Consider the following 15,403-nt stretch of genomic DNA (forward strand, 5'->3'; position numbering starts at 1 on the left):
CGAACTCCGTCCTCAGTAGACTTACCAGGCCCACGCTTCGGGGCCGGGGCCGCCGTTGCCGACGGGTGGGAAGATCAGGTCCAGTTCGTCCAGCAGCGCCTGGGGCAGCGTCAGCTCCAGCGCGTTGAGCGCGCCGGTCAGCTGGGCTTGTGTGCGCGGCCCGATCACCGGCGCGGTCACCCCGGGCCGGTTCAGCACCCAGGCCAGGCCCACCTCGGCCGGGTCCAGGTCGTGGCTCTCGCACAGCTTCTCGTAGGCGGCCACCACGTCGGCGTGCTTGGCCATGGCCACCTGGGCCCGGCCCTGCGCGGTCTTCACCGCGGTGCCCTCGGCCAGTTTCCGCGTCGCGCCGGAGAGCAGTCCGCCGTGCAGCGGCGACCAGGGCAGCACGGCCAGGCCGTACTTCTGCGCGGCCGGGATCAGCTCCAGCTCCACCGTCCTGGTGACCAGGTTGTAGACGCAGCTCTCCGCGACCAGGCCGAGGAAGTTGCGTTCCCTGGCGCTGGCCTGGGCCTCCACCAGGTGCCAGCCGGCGAAGTTGGAGGACCCGACGTAGCGGACCTTGCCCTGCCACACCAGGGTTTCCATCGCCTGCCACACCTCCTCCCAGGGCGCGGACCGGTCGATGTGGTGCATGTAGTACACGTCGATCCAGTCCGTGCCCAGCCGCCGCAGCGACTGCTCGCAGGAGGCGATGATGTTGCGCGCGGACAGGCCGGAGTCATTCGGCAGGTCGGTCATCGGGTTGCCGACCTTGGTGCCCAGCACCACTTTTTCCCGGCGGTTGCCACCGAGGGCGAACCACTCGCCGAGCAGTTCCTCGGTGTAGCCCTTGTGCTTCTGCCAGCCGTACTGGTTGGCGGTGTCCAGGAAGTTGATCCCGCGCTCCAGCGCCAGGTCCAGCAGCGCGAAGGCCTCCTCGGTGGTGGTGCGCACCCCCAGGTTCAGCGTGCCGAAGCAGAGCGGACTGATCCGCAACGCGGTGCGGCCCAACGTGGTGTACTCCATGGCTCCTCCTCCGGCCCGCGCTCAGGTGGTGGACCGGGTCGGCTGCTCGGCGAGCTCGCCCTTGAGCAGCTGGAGCAGCAGCTCCGCGGCCCGCTCCCGGCCACCGGCGGCCTGCTGCACCTTGGCGATCCGCTCGGCGTTGGCCCGGAACGAGGGCTCGATCAGCACCCTGGTCAGTTTGGCGGTGATGTCCGCGGGCTCGATCAGGTGCGGGCGGCGCACGGTCAGGCTGACGCCGAAGTGCTCGCCGCGGGTGGCGATGTCGTGGCAGTCGGCGAACATCGGCCGGGTCACCATCGGCTTGCCGAAGTACAGGCTCTCGTGGAAGCCGTTGCTGCCGGCGTGGGTGAAGAAGACCTTGACGCTGGGGTGGGCCAGCACGTCGTACTGGGAGGGCAGCCAGGACTCGATGCGCAGGTTCGACGGCAGGTCCGCGGGCAGCAGCTGGTGCCGCTCCTTGGGCAGGTTCCACAGCACGTGGTGGCGGCCCTCCAGGTTCCTGGCCACCTGCACGATCCCGGCCACGTCGGCGCGGCTGAGCCTGGCCAGCGTGCCGAGTCCGATGTAGACAACGGAGTCGTGCTGGTCCAGCCATTCCCCCACCTCGGTGCGGCCGGGCACCTCCGGCAGCGGCGGCAGCATCGCGCCGGTGAGCTCCAGCCGTTCCGGCTTCGGGAACGGGAAGTCCACCTCCGCCACCGAGAACGCCATGACCATCTTGGAGTCGGTGACCTGTCCGTCGGTGCGCATCGCCTCGCGGGTGATACCGCACTCGATCTGCAGCTTGACATATTCCTGGAGGTGCGGCCGCATCTTCGGCCCCATGTACATGGCCAAGGTGCGCAGGCCAAAAACCATGTTGCGCAGCTTCTGGAGCGGGTTCATCGGGTAGGGCAGCCCGGTGTTCGGGCGCGGAAAACCCTTGGGCAGGTGCGACTTCGCCAGCAGCGGCACCCAGGAGGCGTAGGAGTGGCTGGGCAGGAAGGGCAGGGTGGCCACGAACGGGATGCCGCGCGCGATGGCCAGCGAGGTGGCGAAGCTGCTGGCGCTCTCGATCACCATCAGCGCGGGCTTGAGCTCGTCCACCGCCGCGGTCAGCTTGCGGTACTCCTCGGCCATCAGCTTGGGCTGCATGACCATCCGCAGCGACTCCCGGTGCGAGACGAACCGCTTCCGGCTGGAGAACCGGGAATATGCCCCATCGTCCATTGTGGACAGTGACAGTTCCGGCGCGCCCCTGCCGAGCGAGGCGAAGGACAACCCGCGCTCCTCGATCTGGCCGCGCCGCGACTCGTCGGTGGCGTACCAGACATCGGGCACCCCCCGATCGGCCAGTTCACCGGCCAGCACCAGCATCGGGTTCAGCAACCCGCTCTCCGGCCTGCTGACGAACAACACGGGCCGCCGGTCATCCGCACTCATCCGCAGCACCTTCCCAGAGACGACACCAGTACGTTCTCCCACACCCCAACCCGGAAAACCCCCAGTCCCCACCCGTGTTGGCCGATCTCGCACGCAGTGTTGGCCGATCTCGCACGGTGTGTTGGCCGATCTCGCACGGTGTGTTGGCCGAAGTACGACCGTGTGTTGGCCACACTGGGACCCCAGGATGGCCGGGCTGCGACGCCGTCGTCCGCTGCCCTACCGGTTCGGCCAACACCACGTACGACAACGGCCAACACTCGGTACGAAAACGGCCAACACGCCGTACCAGTTCGGCCAACACGGTGGGGTGGGGGTTAGCGGAGGCCGCGGAGGCAGGCGATGAGGCTGCGCGCTTCGACGTTGACGTAGCGGCTGTGCTGGAGCAGGCCGTTGAGCTGGTGCAGGGTGAGCCAGCGGTAGTCGGGCAGTTCGTCGCCGCCGAAGTCGGGGGCCACCTCGATGACCATGTACCGGTTGCGCGCGTGGTAGAACCGGCCGCCCTCCTCCGAGAGCACGGTGTCGAACAGGATCCGGCCGGGTTCGGCGCTGAGCACGTGGTCCAGGAACGGCGGTCGGTGCTGCTCCATGCCCAGCTTGGTGTAGGTCTCCGGGCTGCACTGCACGGTGGAGGCCAGCTCGACCACGTCCAGGTAGCCCGGTTCGACCCTGGCGTTGACCAGCGCGTGCAGCACCCCGTCGACGTTCTTCACCAGCATGGCCACCACGCCCAGGCCGTGCGGCTGGATCAGCGGCTGGGTCCAGCCGGAGACCTCGCGGCTGTTCGTCTTGACCCGCACCGCCATCACGCTGAAGAAGCCACCGCTCTCGTGGTGGATCTCCCGCTCGGTGTGCCGCCAGTTCCGCACCGAGCGCAGCGGGATCAGCTCGGTGCTGATCTGGTGCTCGGACTGCCGGGAGGTGATCCAGCTCAGCACCTCCGCACTGGAGGAGATGCTGCCGGCGTAGGCGTCGCAGGAGCGCGCGATCGCCTCGGCCAGCCCGTCGCCGACGGTGTCGTGCGCGCCCTCGAAGCCCGCGGGCATGCAGGACAGCACGGTCCGGGCGTCCATGTTCACCGCGTCGTCGTGCGCCAGCAACGCGTTGAGCTGCCCAAGGGTGACCCACTGGAAGTCGTCCAACAGCTCGACCTCGGTGTCCACCTCGACGATCATGTTGCGGTTGCGCTTGCGGTAGAACCAGGTGCCCTGCTCGGACTGGAGCACATCGGCCAGCACCCGGTGCTGGGCGAAGTCGCGGAAGTAGTCCAGGTACGGCACCGCGGCCCCGCCGTGCGCCTGGGTGTAGTTGCTGCGGGTGGCCTGCACGGTCGGGGACAGCTGCACGCCGTTGACGTTGCCCGGTTCCTGCTTGGCCTGCATCAGGCAGTGCAGCACCCCGTCGAACTCCTTGACCAGGATGCCCAGGATGCCGATCTCCGGCTGGTTGATGATCGGCTGGGTCCAGCTGCCGACCGACCCCGAGCTGGTCTCCACGCTCAGGCCCTGCACGCTGAAGAACCGGCCGGTGTCGTGCTGGATGTTGCCGGTGAGCCGGTCGAAGCCCCACCGGTCCAGCTCGTCGAACGCGATCACCTCGACCTCGTGCGTCTGCACCTGGGCGCGCTCGTCCATCCAGGCCAGCACATCGCCCGGCGTGTGCCGGGTGCCCGCGACCTCACAGGCCGAGCGGGCCAGCCGATGGCGCAGGACCTGGTCCGGCTTGCGCAGGGGCGGGGTTCCGGTCCGACTGCTCATAACGGCTCCTCGCGCCATCGGCTGCATGCTCACTGCCGTTGGTACACGCGCTGGGGTAGGGACTTCCCCAGAGTTCAGCCCAGCTCCAGCCGCGGCCGGTACACCTCGATCCAGGAGGCCGCGTCCAGCACCCGGTCCAGGCTCTCCCGCACCACCTCGGGCATGGCGGCCGGATCCACGCTCATCGTCTCCTCGACCCACTTGCGGTTCATGATCTCGAAGACCGGGTGGTCCTTGCCCGCCAACAGTTCCTTGGCCATCCGCTGGAGCTCGGCGGCGTAACGCGGGTCCTGGGTGGCCGGGTACGGGCTCTTCACCCGCTGCGCGACGCTCTCCGGCAGCAGCGGCCCGGTGGCCGCGCGCAGCAGGCTCTTCTCCCTGCGGTCAAAGGTCATCATGTCCCACGGCACGCTGTAGACCTGTTCCACCAGGCGGTGGTCGCAGAAGGGCACCCGCACCTCCAGCCCGACCGCCATGCTGATCCGGTCCTTGCGGTCCAGCAGCAGCGGCAGGAACCGGGTGATGTGCAGGTACTTCAGCACCTTGGTGGCGTGCTCGTCATCGTCGTCGCCGTCGAAGCGGTCGATCTCGGCGACCGCGGTGCGGTACTGGTCCTGGATGTAGGTCTCCAGGTCCAGGTTCGCGGAGAGCCGGTCGTTGAAGATCTCGTCGACCTCGGCCTCGGCCAGCATCTCCACCAGCGGCATCATCCACGGGAAGATGCCGGACTCGCGGATGGCCGGGATGTGGAACCACGGGTACCCGGCGAACACCTCGTCCGCGCCCTCGCCGGAGAGCGCCACCGTGGAGTGCTCCCGGATCGCCTTGAACAGTTGGTACAGCGAGACGTCCACGTCCGCGATGCCGATCGGGAACCCGCGCGCCTGCACCACCGCGGCCCTGGTTTCCGGGTCCAGCATGGCATCCGGGGACAGCACGATGTCCCGGTGCTCGGCGCCGACGTGCGCGGCCACCTCCCTGGCGTACGGCGAGTCCGGGGTGCCGCGCATGGAGTCGGGCTGGAAGTTGTCGGTCAGGCCGGTGAAGTCCACGGTGAAGCTGCGCGCCCGCTCGCCCTGCTCCGCCAGTTCCCGCGCGGCCACCGCGGTCAGCGAGCTGGAGTCCAGGCCGCCGGAGAGCAGCACGCAGCGCGGCACGTCGGAGACCAGCTGGCGGCGCACGATGTCGCCGAGCAGGTCCCGCACCTCGCTGATGGTGGTGTCCAGGTCGGCGGTGTGCTCGCGCGGGGTCAGCTTCCAGTAGACCCGCTCGCGCAGCCCGCCGCGGTCCAGCAGCACCAGTCCGCCGGGTCGCACCTCACGCATCCCGGCCCACACGCCGTGCCCGGGGGTCTTGCAGGCGCCGAACATCTCGCGCATGCCTTCGAGGTTGATCACCGTCTCGGCCTCGGGGTGCGCCAGGATGGCCCTGGACTCCGAGCCGAAGAGCAGCCCGCCGCCGGTCGGGTAGTAGTACAGCGGCTTGATGCCGAGCCGGTCGCGCACCAGCACCAGCCGGTCCGACCGGGCGTCCCAGATGCCGAAGGCGTACATGCCGTTGAGCTTCTCGGCGAACTCCGGGCCCCACTCCAGGTAGGCGCGCAGCACCACCTCGGTGTCGCTGGCGGTGGTGAACCGGTGGCCGCGGGCGCGCAGTTCGTCGCGCAGCTCGACGTAGTTGTAGACCTCGCCGCTGTAGGTCAGCGCCACCTCGCCGTCGGGGGTGTCCACGGTCATCGGCTGCTTGCCACCGGCCAGGTCGATGATCGCCAGGCGGCGGTGGCCGAAGGCGACGTGCCTGCGGACCCACGCGCCGCCGTCGTCGGGGCCACGACAGCACATCGTGTCCGTCATCGCCTCCAGGGCCTGCCGCTCCTGGGTCAGGTCACGGTCGAATGCGATCCAGCCGGTGATTCCGCACATGCGAAAGCCTCCACCACGCTCGGGAACAGGAAAGACGACATCCAGCGCTCGCCGGATGCCGGCGGCCGCATCGATGCAGTGGTACCGGCGCAGGTCTAGTGACTTCCCCAGTGTTGCGGGATACACCAGTCGCCGACGGGGCCGCGAGCGGCCGGTTCCGGCCGTCCCGCCACCCCCGTCGGCGTCTCCTTCGCAGTCAGCCGACCGGTCCGCCGGAGGGTCGCGCGGCCACCCTGAGCGCGTCCGCGAGCTGTGCCCGCCGCTCGATGCCCAGCTTGCGATAAGAGCTGGTCAGGTGCTTCTCCACGGCCCTGCGGCTGATCTCCAGCCGGGTCGCGATCTCGTGGTTGCCCAGGCCGCGCACGGCCAGCTCGGCCACCGTCGCCTCGGTCCTGGTCAGCCGCGAAACCGAGGCCGGAGTGCTCGGGCTGAGCACCGGGTCGGGACGCTGGCGAGTTCTCGTCAGGACGCTTTCTTCTGCCCCTGAGGACTCCAGGAGCTGCTCGGCCAGCCGCATCCCGTGCGCCAGCACCCGCTCCCCCTCAGCCGGTGAGGTGGTGCGCATCCGCTTGCCCAGCCGCCGCAGCGTCCAGGACAGCTCGGTGCGGTTGCCGGTCTGCCGGAAGGTCTCCGCGGCCTGGCGCAGGTGCTCGATCCCGCGCGGGCCGGGGGTGAGCAGGCCGAGCACGTGGCTGGCCCGGCCGATCCCGTTGGGCGAGCCCCAGGCCACCGCCCGGCGCAGGTGCTCCTCGGCCAGCGCGACCGCCTCGCTCCGCTGCCCGAGCCGGTGGTGCAGCCCGGCGGCCAGGCACAGCCAGGGCAGCACCGCCTGGTTGCGCCAGCCCGCCCGCTCCAGCCGGTTGCCGCCGTCGAGCACCTGGGCCAGCGCGCCCTCGTGGTCACCGGCGCCCTCGGCCAGCGCGCCGCGCATGGTGCGCCGCAACGTGTACATCCGCAGGTCGGTCTCCGAACCGGTGATCTCCAGCGCCCGCTTGGCCAGCTCCACGTCGCGGGTGACCATGGCGACCGCGCCCAGCGCCAGCGCCGAGGTCACGATCATCTCCTGGGTGTCCCCGCCGACCAGGTCCACCGCGTTGATCGCGGTCTCCTTGGCCCTGGCCACCTCGCCCCGGCCCAGCAGGGTGAAGGCGAGCTGCGCCTGCACCAGGGACTGGAACGCCGGCGGCGCGGGCCTGCGGGTGTGCGCCAGCACCGCCTCCAGCCAGGAGGAGGCCGCGTCGCCCTGGTCGGCGGCCAGCAGCACCGCGGGCAGGATCTGCATGAACGAGCTGATCTGCACCGAGCTGGCGGGCACCTGCGCGACGATCTGGCGGGCCATCCTGGCCACCTCGGCGCAGTGCACCTCCCCGGTCAGCGTCACCGCCTCCAGCAGCACCACCCGCAGCTCGCGCTCGGCCGGACAGGCCCGGCTGCCGTCAAAACCCAGCTCCCGCAACCGGTTTCCCGCCGTGGCCAGCAGTTTGCCGTCGGTCATCCCGGCCTGCCGCCAGCGCGCTTCCAGCCGCAACGCCACGTTTCGCTCGTGCCCGCTGAGCGCGCATTCCGGGCCGAGCCTGCCGCGCACCTCGCGCAGCAGCTCGGCCAGCTGCGGGTCGTAGCCGGAGACCCGCAACGGCATCCAGGACAGTGCCTCGGCCCGGCTGCGGTCATCCGGCAGCAGCCGGGCGGCCTGCACCAGGTGCTGTTTGGCCGCCGCGGGCCAGGCGTCCAGCTCGGTGGCGGCCAGCTCCAGCAGCAGTTCCGCGCGGCGGCCGTCATCCGGCGGCGAGTCCAGCAGCGCCCGCCGGAAGTAGCGGACCGCGGTCTCCGGCGCGCCGCGCCTGCGCGCGGAGACCGCGGCCGCCTTGAGCAGGTCCAGCCCCCTGCGGTCGTGCATGCCGTCCACCTGGACCAGCTGCCCGGCCACCTCCTCCGGGCCGGCCCCGCACTCCTCCAGGTGGTCGGCGGCCGCGCGGTGCAGCCGGGAGCTCTCCGCGGAGCCGATGACCTCCGAGACCACCTTGGTCAGCGCGGGGGTGGGCACCAGCCTGCCCACCACCTCCTCCACCGCGCCGCCCATCCGGCGCAGCACGCTCTCCGCGGTGCGGCACTCGGCGGGGGTCAGCTCGCTGAGCCTGGCCAGCAGCACATCGGTGGCCTGCTCGCCCAGGATCACCATCGCGGTGGCGAAGGCCGAGACCACCCGGTCCCGGCGCAGCAGGCCGCGCAGCTGCTCCCGGCGCAGCGACCCGGCCAGCTCGCGCATCCGCGGCACATCCGGCGACTGACCCCACAACCGTTGTCCCGCAGCGCGATCGAGCAGGGCCAGCAAGGACTTCGGCACCCCGCCGGTGACCTCGTGGCAGACCGCGGCGAAGGCCGGGTCGCAGTCCGCGCCGAAGCGCTGCGCGGCCAGGGTGGCGGTGGTGGCCGGGGTGAAGGCCCGCGACTCCAGCCGGTACTCCGCCGAGTCCAGGATCTCCTGCACCAGGGGGGCCCGCTCGCACACCGCGTCCGGCGCGGTCACCGCCAGCAGCAGCCTGGCCCCGCGCAGCCGGGTGGCCAGGAAGGCCAGCGCGCGCAGCGATGCCTCGTCCACCCAGTGCAGGTCGTCCACCACCGTGACCACGGTCCGGTCGCCGCTGAGCCGTTTCAGCGTGGCGTGCAGCCCGTGCACAAAACAGCTCAGCGAACCCGGCCCGAGCTCGCTGTCCTGGTCCAGCCCGCCGTTGAGGATGGCCGAGAGCATGCCGTGCGAGGTGTCCCCCGGCTCACCGCCCCGCGACACCAGCGGGTTCACCAGCTGCCGCACCACGCCGACGGCCAGGTCCCGTTCCGACTCCGCCGCGCTGGCCTTGAGCACCATCGCGCCCTCGGCCTGGGCCAGCTCGGCCAGCGCCCGCGCCAGCGCGGTGCGGCCGGTGCCCGCCGGTCCGCCGATGTGCAGCACGGCGCCGCGGCCGGACTCGACCTCCTGCACCGCCGCGCGCAGCATCCGCAGCTCCGGCCCGCGTTCCCGCAGCATCACTCAGCACCTGCTCACGGCGGCGCCCAGGCGCGCGAGCAGCTCGTCCCGCCCGCGCACGGCCAGCTTCCGGTAGACCTTGGTCAGCCGCAGCTCCACCGTGCGCCGGGTGACGCCCAGCTCGGCGGCGACCTCGCCGTTGGCCTTGCCGCCCAGCACCAGCAGCACCACCTCGCGCTCCACCGGGGTCAGCGCGGCCAGCGGATCGGCGGCGGGCGCCCGATCGTCCGGCTGCGCGGGCAGGTCCGGGATCTCCAGCCCGATCGCGCGGAAGGCGGCCAGCGCCCCCTCCCCCGGCAGGGCCAGCGCGTCGGCCACGCCCCACCGCTCCAGCACCGCGTCCTCCTCGGCGCGCAGCGCCAGCGCCTCCTCGGTGGCGCCCAGCAGCTGGTGCGCCAGCGAGGCGCCGAAGCGCCACGGGAGCAGCACCGGGTTGCGCCAGCCCCGGCTGAGCAGCACCCGGCCGCACTCCTCGAAGAGCACCAGCGCCCGGTCCGGCTCGCCGCCGACCAGCAGCAGCTCGGCGCGGGCGAAGAGCAGGAAGCTCCAGCCGACCCCGTGGTCGGCCGGCTGCGCGGACTGCCGATAAGCCAGCTGCCGGGCCGCGTCCAGCCTGCCGAGGCGGATGTTGGCCATGATCTCGGCCGCGGTCAGCCGGGAGCCCAGCGCCGGGTGCCAGGACTCCGGCGGCAGCTCCAGCTTGGCCGCCTCGACCCCGGCCAGCGCGTGCTCGGCCTCGCCGCTGCGCCGCAGGATGAGCCCGGCCTGGGCCAGCAGCGCCTGCGCGGCGGCCGCCCTGGCCCCGCGCCTGCGGGCCAGCCGCACCACCGACTCGTACCCGGCGTAGGCCTCGCCGAACTCATCGGCGCACATCAGCGCGCGGGCCGCGGCGAAGCGGCACATCAGCGGCGCGCCGCTGTCCTCGGCCAGCGCGGTCCTGGCCAGCTCCAGCACCCTGGGCCGGTCCTCGGCCCGGCTGGCCAGCTGCCAGGCCAGCACCGCGGCCTCGGCCCCGTCCCGCGGGACCGGCGGTGGCGCGGGCAGCACCGCGGCCGGGGTCTCCAGGTCGGGGCCCGCCTCGTCCTGGGCCAGCCAGCCCAGCGCGGCCAGCGGGGTGAGCTGGGCGCGCGGCCGGGTGGCGGCCGCCTCGCGGTGCACGTCGGAGACCAGCCTGCGGGTGGTCTCCGCGTCGCCCCGGCTCAGCAGCAGGTCGGCCGCCTCGACCACCGGGCTCCAGGTGTCCAGGCCGGTGTGCCGGATGAGCACCTGCCGGAGCCTGCCGTCGCTGGCCTCCGGCAGGTCCACCACCTCAAGGCCGGCCAGCCGGATGAGCAGCCGGGCGCGGGCGGCCTCGGCCATCGGCTCGCGCAGGGCGCGCCGCAGGGCCGCTACCGCCGCGGCCCGCTTGCCCTCCCTGAGCAGGCATTCCGACGCCTCGGCGAAGACCTCGCCCACCCACTGCTGCCCGGCCACCGGCACGCCACCGAGCAGCTCGGCCACTGTGAGCGCTCCCATTTCGACCGCGCGACCCAGTTCGGCCGCGCGCATGCCCAAGGCGGCACGCTCCGCGGCGTCCCGTCCGGAGAAGGCGTCCACCGCCACCGAGGGGCAGGCCAGCCGGGGTGTGCCGCCGCCGACCACCAGTCCGGCGTCGACCAGGATCTCCAGCGCGTCCAGCACCCCGGCCGAACGCGGCTGGGCCAGCGCGGCGGTCATCTCGAAGCCGAAGTCCCGGCCACCGACGGCCATCGCGCGCAGCAGGGCCACCGCGTCCAGCGGCAGCGTGCGCACCACCCTGGTGATCCGCTCCGACCAGTCCCGCCGCGCGACCTCGTAGACCTCGGTCAGCCGGGGCGGGGTCAGCGGCTGGCCGGTGGCGGCGAAGTGCCCGGCCACCGCGGCCGCCACCGCGGGCCTGCCCATGGCCGCCCGCGCGGTCGCCCGCGCCACCGCCTCCTCCACCGGGTGGCCGGTGGCCTTGGTCAGCAGGTCGGCGATGTCCCGCACGGAGAACGGCGGCAGCCGCAGCTGGATCGGCGCGGCGGCGTCCACCACCCGCTCCAGCGGGCCGTGCGCCGAGCCCAGCAACAGGATCGGCGTCTCCGGCGCCCGGCCGGCCATCTCGGCGAACCAGTTCCGGGACCAGCGGTCCGCCCAGTGCAGGTCGTCCACGGCCACCAGCAGCGGCCTGCCCGCGGCCAGCGCGGTGAACTCCCGGCACAGCAACGCGTTGAGGTCGCTCGCGCACGGGGCGCGCTCGCAGCTGACCGCGAGGTCGGCGATCCGCTCCGGCGGGAGCAGCTCGGAGAGCAGCCTGGTCACCACCGCGTACGGAATCTCCGACTCCGAGGGTGGGCACGGCGCTAACGTCACACCGAGTCCCAGTGAACGCGCGCGGCTGACCGCGTGCCGCAACAGGAACGAGCGACCCGAACCTATCGGGCCACTGACACCGGCAATGTTCGATTGACCTGCTTCCAGTTCGTCAACCAACTCATCCAGAACGCTGACCGCCGAAGTATCACTTGCTGACTCGTCCTCGACGACGAGGTGGACAAGGCTCATGGTGACCCCTATCCGGGTTCTGCAACCGACAGAAGGCAAGCCCCACCCAGCTCCGAGCACTATTCGTGATCGGCGGCCGACACATCCGCATCCCTCGAACCCGCTGCCCTTAGTACGGTTTGGAGTTCGCACTCTCCATGACCGGCGACGACCAGCAAAGACCCATATCAAGTATATTGAAGCCGGTCCTGGGGTTTTGCAGAAAATTTGAGCTGCGCTTGATCCAGGAACTCGCTGGTTTCGAAGAGGGCAGCCCTGGAGTTACGTGCTGATGACAGGTTCCCGCCAGCTCGCGGCCGGTACGGCCCGTTCCCGCCCCGGCGGAACAGAAACCTCGATTCCAGGATCCTTTGGCCACAGCCGGTCTCACTCCTAGCAGTTTCCCGGTCCCGGCCAGCCGAGACTCGCCTGCGACGGCCACCTCTCCCCGGGATGCGCGGACCCCGGCGATAACCCGACGCCGGGGCCGCGCCTCCCCCATCCGCCGAGGCAGCCGGGGCCGTCGCAAGATCCACATCATCTAGCCATTTCCAAGTGCCGCAACTGTTTCATTAGTCCGAAGAGCGGGTGAGTCACCCTGATGGTCCACTCGCGACACCGCACTTGTGACCGCATCAAGGAGACCGCGTGTGTAGGCGAGCGCTGATCACTGGAGTTACCGGACAGGACGGCTCCTACCTGGCCGAGTACCTGCTGGAGCAGGGATACCAGGTGTGGGGCCTGATCCGTGGGCAGTCCAACCCGCGCAAGTCGCGGGTGAGCAGGCTGGTCAAGGACCTGTCGTTCGTGGACGGGGACCTGCTCGACCAGGGCAGCCTGATCTCGGCGGTGGACATGGTCCAGCCGGACGAGGTCTACAACCTGGGCGCGATCTCCTTCGTGCCGCTGTCCTGGCAGCAGGCCGAGCTGGTCACCGAGGTCAACGGCATGGGCGCGCTGCGCATGCTGGAGGCGATCCGGCTGGTCTGCGGCCTGGACAAGTCCCGGACCGGCGGCAACGACCAGATCCGGTTCTACCAGGCCTCCTCCTCGGAGATGTTCGGCAAGGTGGCCGAGACCCCGCAGAGCGAGACCACCATCTTCCACCCCCGCAGCCCCTACGGCGTGGCCAAGGCCTACGGCCACTTCATCACCAAGAACTACCGCGAGTCCTTCGGCATGTACGGGGTCTCCGGCATCCTGTTCAACCACGAGTCGCCCCGCCGCGGCGCCGAGTTCGTCACCCGCAAGATCTCCCTCGCGGTGGCCCAGATCAAGCTCGGCCTGCAGAAGGAGCTGCGCCTTGGCAACCTGGACGCGGTGCGCGACTGGGGTTTCGCCGGGGACTACGTGCGGGCCATGCACCTGATGCTGCAGCAGGACGAGCCCACCGACTACGTCATCGGCACCGGCCGGATGCATTCGGTGAAGGACGCGGTCCGGATCGCCTTCGAGGCGGTGGACCTGGACTGGCGCGACTACGTGGTCATCGACCCCGAACTGGTGCGCCCCGCCGAGGTGGAGACCCTGTGCGCGGATGCCAGCCGGGCCCAGGTGGAACTCGGCTGGAAGCCCAGCGTGGACTTCACCGAACTGATGAACATGATGGTGGAGTCCGATCTCCGCTCGGCCACCAGGAACAACCAGATCGAGGAACTGCTGCCCGCCGCTGGCTGGTAGTCCGCAGTACTCCCGGCGCGCCGGCGGACCCACCCGCCGGCGCGCCGTTGTGTTGTCAGCCGAACGAAGGACAAGGGACGACAAAGGCTGTCCGACTTCGGACACACGACCGGGCCGGTACGACAGCGGGTCGTACCGGCCCTGATCGGCAGATCACTTCATTCCGCGATCTTCGTGCTCCCGCACCAGGTGTAGACCGGCAGGTTCTCCTCGCCGATCCGACGGTTCTGGCCGTGGTAGGCGAAGTGCTCGTACCCCGCCCCGAATGCCACCTTGATTTTCTCGTCGAGCCGGTCCACGTGCCAGACCTGCTCAATCCTGGACTGCTCGACCGGACCGCCGGACAAAAAGATTCGAGTGCTCATCTTTCGATGCCTCCTCTGGGTTATCTTTATTGTGCGACATTCGTCACTAGGGAAATCGCCAAAGGACGCGGTCCTGGAGTTTCGTCACACCGCCGTGCGGCCTGCGGCCAGCGCCCGGGTCAGCTGGGCGCGCACCGCGTCCTGGTGCTCGGCGAGGAAGAAGTGGCCGCCGGGGTACACCTCGACCCGGAACTCGCCCTCGGTGTGCCCGCGCCATGCCTCCGCCTCGGCCATGGTGGTCTTCGGGTCGGCGTCTCCGGTGAGCACGGTGATCGGCGTGCGCAGCCGGCGGTCGGCCGGGGCCCGGTAGGTCTCGATGGCCCGGTAGTCGTTGCGCAGCGCGGGCAGGCTCATCCGCAGGATCTCCTCATCGGCCAGCACCGCGCCGGAGGTCCCGTTGAGAGTGGCCATCTCGGCGATGATCGCGTCATCGCCGAGCAGATGAACCCGTTCCGGCCGGGTGGTCGAGGGAGCCCGCCGCCCGGAGGCGACCAGCTCCACCGCACCGGCGCCCGCGCGCTCCAGCCGGAGCGCGAGCTCGAAACCGATCGCCGCGCCCATGCTGTGCCCGAACAACACCGTCGGTTTGGGCGTCAACCGGGCAAGCTCATCGGCAATGTGGTCAGCCAGTCTCTCAATATCCGGGACACCTTGATCGCGCAGCCGGTCCTGCCGGCCCGGATACTGGATCGCGACCACGTCGACCGCGGGCGCGAGCTTCTGGGATACCGGGTAGTAGAAGCTGGCCGAACCCCCGGCGTGCGGTAAGCACACCAGTCTGGTACTACTTGCCGCCGAGGGGTGGAACCGTCGGATCCACTGGGTCGTCTCGGTATCGGCTATCGCCACGGGCGTTCCCTTCGTCATGTTCACTTGACGTAGCTGGGCAGCACCCGGGGTGGCCACGAACCCACCCCGAACAGGCCCATAGAATACGCCTTGGAAACCAGCGCGGGACGGTTCTTCGCCTTCAACCGGCGCAACAGCGTGGTCACGTGGTATTCGACGCCGCCCCGGCTCAGGTGGAGCATGGAGGCGAGCTGCACGGTGGAAATCCCGGCCGCCACGCCTTCCAGAATGCGCGCGTCCATGTCCGTGAGCAGCTTCCGGCTCGATGACAGCATGTGACCACTGCGGTCGCTGGCCTCCGGGCGCACGATGACCATGATGCGCTGCACCTTGCCACCCTCGCCTGCCACCGCCACCCCGGTCAGCTCACCGCTGAAGTCCGGCTCGCCGCTGCGCAGGCCCGCGATCTGGCTGGTGAACCGGGTCTTCTGCCCGTCGAGCAGTCGGCCGAGGCCCTGCGTGACGCTTTCCCGCACGCTGGCGTGCAGCAGCTCCACGAACGTTCGCCCGCAGGTGTCGCCCGCAGACCTGCCAAAGAGACGAAGGAGCTTCGCGTTGGCCTCGATGACCCGGAGTGACGAGTCCAGCGTCGCCACACAGATTCCGGACTGGTCGAAGAGAGACCTGACTATTTCCTGCGCGTCGTCAACCTTCCGCATTCCGCTAACCGACTCATGCAAAGCCGTCGCCGCCACGTCAGCACTCATCGGATGATCAGTCCTCCCGTTGAGAGATTGTGATCCAAACCCGCCCGGCACCTTCACCCGGTTGGGTGGCCCCTTACGGAATGGATCGTCTGTGGCCACCCAAGTCATGTCAACGAGAGTCCAA

Annotated in this window: 10 protein-coding genes; 1 reads left to right on the top strand and 9 read right to left on the bottom strand. The window is 70.4% G+C overall.

The window, feature by feature from the left end:
• Positions 1-21: 21 nt before the first annotated feature.
• The 6 genes from N8J89_RS26390 to N8J89_RS26415 form a co-directional block, all read right to left on the bottom strand.
• Complete coding sequence (locus N8J89_RS26390) at positions 22-1,008, bottom strand: aldo/keto reductase (protein WP_283659706.1); 987 nt, start codon at positions 1,006-1,008, stop codon at positions 22-24.
• Positions 1,009-1,029: 21 nt separating this feature from the next.
• Positions 1,030-2,430, bottom strand: a complete 1,401-nt coding sequence (locus N8J89_RS26395) for a glycosyltransferase (protein ID WP_283659707.1) — start codon at positions 2,428-2,430, stop codon at positions 1,030-1,032.
• A 317-nt stretch (positions 2,431-2,747) separates the two neighbouring features.
• Entirely contained in the window at positions 2,748-4,187 is a 1,440-nt protein-coding gene (locus N8J89_RS26400) for an NDP-hexose 2,3-dehydratase family protein (protein ID WP_283659708.1), read from the bottom strand.
• A gap of 74 nt (positions 4,188-4,261) precedes the next feature.
• Complete coding sequence (gene asnB / locus N8J89_RS26405; RefSeq protein WP_283659709.1) at positions 4,262-6,109, bottom strand: asparagine synthase (glutamine-hydrolyzing); 1,848 nt, start codon at positions 6,107-6,109, stop codon at positions 4,262-4,264.
• Positions 6,110-6,305: 196 nt separating this feature from the next.
• Positions 6,306-9,134 carry an AAA family ATPase gene (locus N8J89_RS26410; protein WP_283659710.1) on the bottom strand — a complete coding sequence of 943 codons (2,829 nt, stop codon included), beginning with the start codon at positions 9,132-9,134 and terminating at the stop codon, positions 6,306-6,308.
• A 3-nt stretch (positions 9,135-9,137) separates the two neighbouring features.
• A complete protein-coding gene (locus N8J89_RS26415) occupies positions 9,138-11,699 on the bottom strand; it encodes a helix-turn-helix transcriptional regulator (protein ID WP_283659711.1) in 2,562 nt (853 codons plus the stop codon).
• A 627-nt stretch (positions 11,700-12,326) separates the two neighbouring features.
• On the opposite strand from N8J89_RS26415, the gene N8J89_RS26420 reads away from it, so the two are divergent.
• Complete coding sequence (locus N8J89_RS26420) at positions 12,327-13,358, top strand: GDP-mannose 4,6-dehydratase (RefSeq protein WP_283659712.1); 1,032 nt, start codon at positions 12,327-12,329, stop codon at positions 13,356-13,358.
• Positions 13,359-13,516: 158 nt separating this feature from the next.
• On the opposite strand, the gene N8J89_RS26425 is transcribed toward N8J89_RS26420, so the two are convergent.
• The 3 genes from N8J89_RS26425 to N8J89_RS26435 form a co-directional block, all read right to left on the bottom strand.
• On the bottom strand, positions 13,517-13,723 hold the full coding sequence (locus N8J89_RS26425; RefSeq protein WP_252479934.1) for a DUF5988 family protein: 207 nt from the start codon (positions 13,721-13,723) through the stop codon (positions 13,517-13,519).
• A gap of 84 nt (positions 13,724-13,807) precedes the next feature.
• Positions 13,808-14,590 carry a thioesterase II family protein gene (locus N8J89_RS26430; RefSeq protein WP_283659713.1) on the bottom strand — a complete coding sequence of 261 codons (783 nt, stop codon included), beginning with the start codon at positions 14,588-14,590 and terminating at the stop codon, positions 13,808-13,810.
• Between the two features lie 2 nt (positions 14,591-14,592).
• Positions 14,593-15,279 carry a PAS domain-containing protein gene (locus tag N8J89_RS26435; RefSeq protein WP_283659714.1) on the bottom strand — a complete coding sequence of 229 codons (687 nt, stop codon included), beginning with the start codon at positions 15,277-15,279 and terminating at the stop codon, positions 14,593-14,595.
• Between the last annotated feature and the right edge of the window lie 124 nt (positions 15,280-15,403).

It is taken from the genome of Crossiella sp. CA-258035 (assembly GCF_030064675.1).
In the GTDB taxonomy this organism is placed as follows: Bacteria; Actinomycetota; Actinomycetes; order Mycobacteriales; family Pseudonocardiaceae; genus Crossiella.

Coding starts and splice junctions, on each gene's coding strand:
- N8J89_RS26390 (WP_283659706.1), bottom strand. CDS start 1,008: ATGGAGTACACCACGTTGGGCCGCACCGCGTTGCGGATCAGTCCGCTC.
- N8J89_RS26395 (WP_283659707.1), bottom strand. CDS start 2,430: ATGAGTGCGGATGACCGGCGGCCCGTGTTGTTCGTCAGCAGGCCGGAG.
- N8J89_RS26400 (WP_283659708.1), bottom strand. CDS start 4,187: ATGAGCAGTCGGACCGGAACCCCGCCCCTGCGCAAGCCGGACCAGGTC.
- asnB (WP_283659709.1), bottom strand. CDS start 6,109: ATGTGCGGAATCACCGGCTGGATCGCATTCGACCGTGACCTGACCCAG.
- N8J89_RS26410 (WP_283659710.1), bottom strand. CDS start 9,134: ATGCTGCGGGAACGCGGGCCGGAGCTGCGGATGCTGCGCGCGGCGGTG.
- N8J89_RS26415 (WP_283659711.1), bottom strand. CDS start 11,699: ATGAGCCTTGTCCACCTCGTCGTCGAGGACGAGTCAGCAAGTGATACT.
- N8J89_RS26425 (WP_252479934.1), bottom strand. CDS start 13,723: ATGAGCACTCGAATCTTTTTGTCCGGCGGTCCGGTCGAGCAGTCCAGG.
- N8J89_RS26430 (WP_283659713.1), bottom strand. CDS start 14,590: ATGACGAAGGGAACGCCCGTGGCGATAGCCGATACCGAGACGACCCAG.
- N8J89_RS26435 (WP_283659714.1), bottom strand. CDS start 15,279: ATGAGTGCTGACGTGGCGGCGACGGCTTTGCATGAGTCGGTTAGCGGA.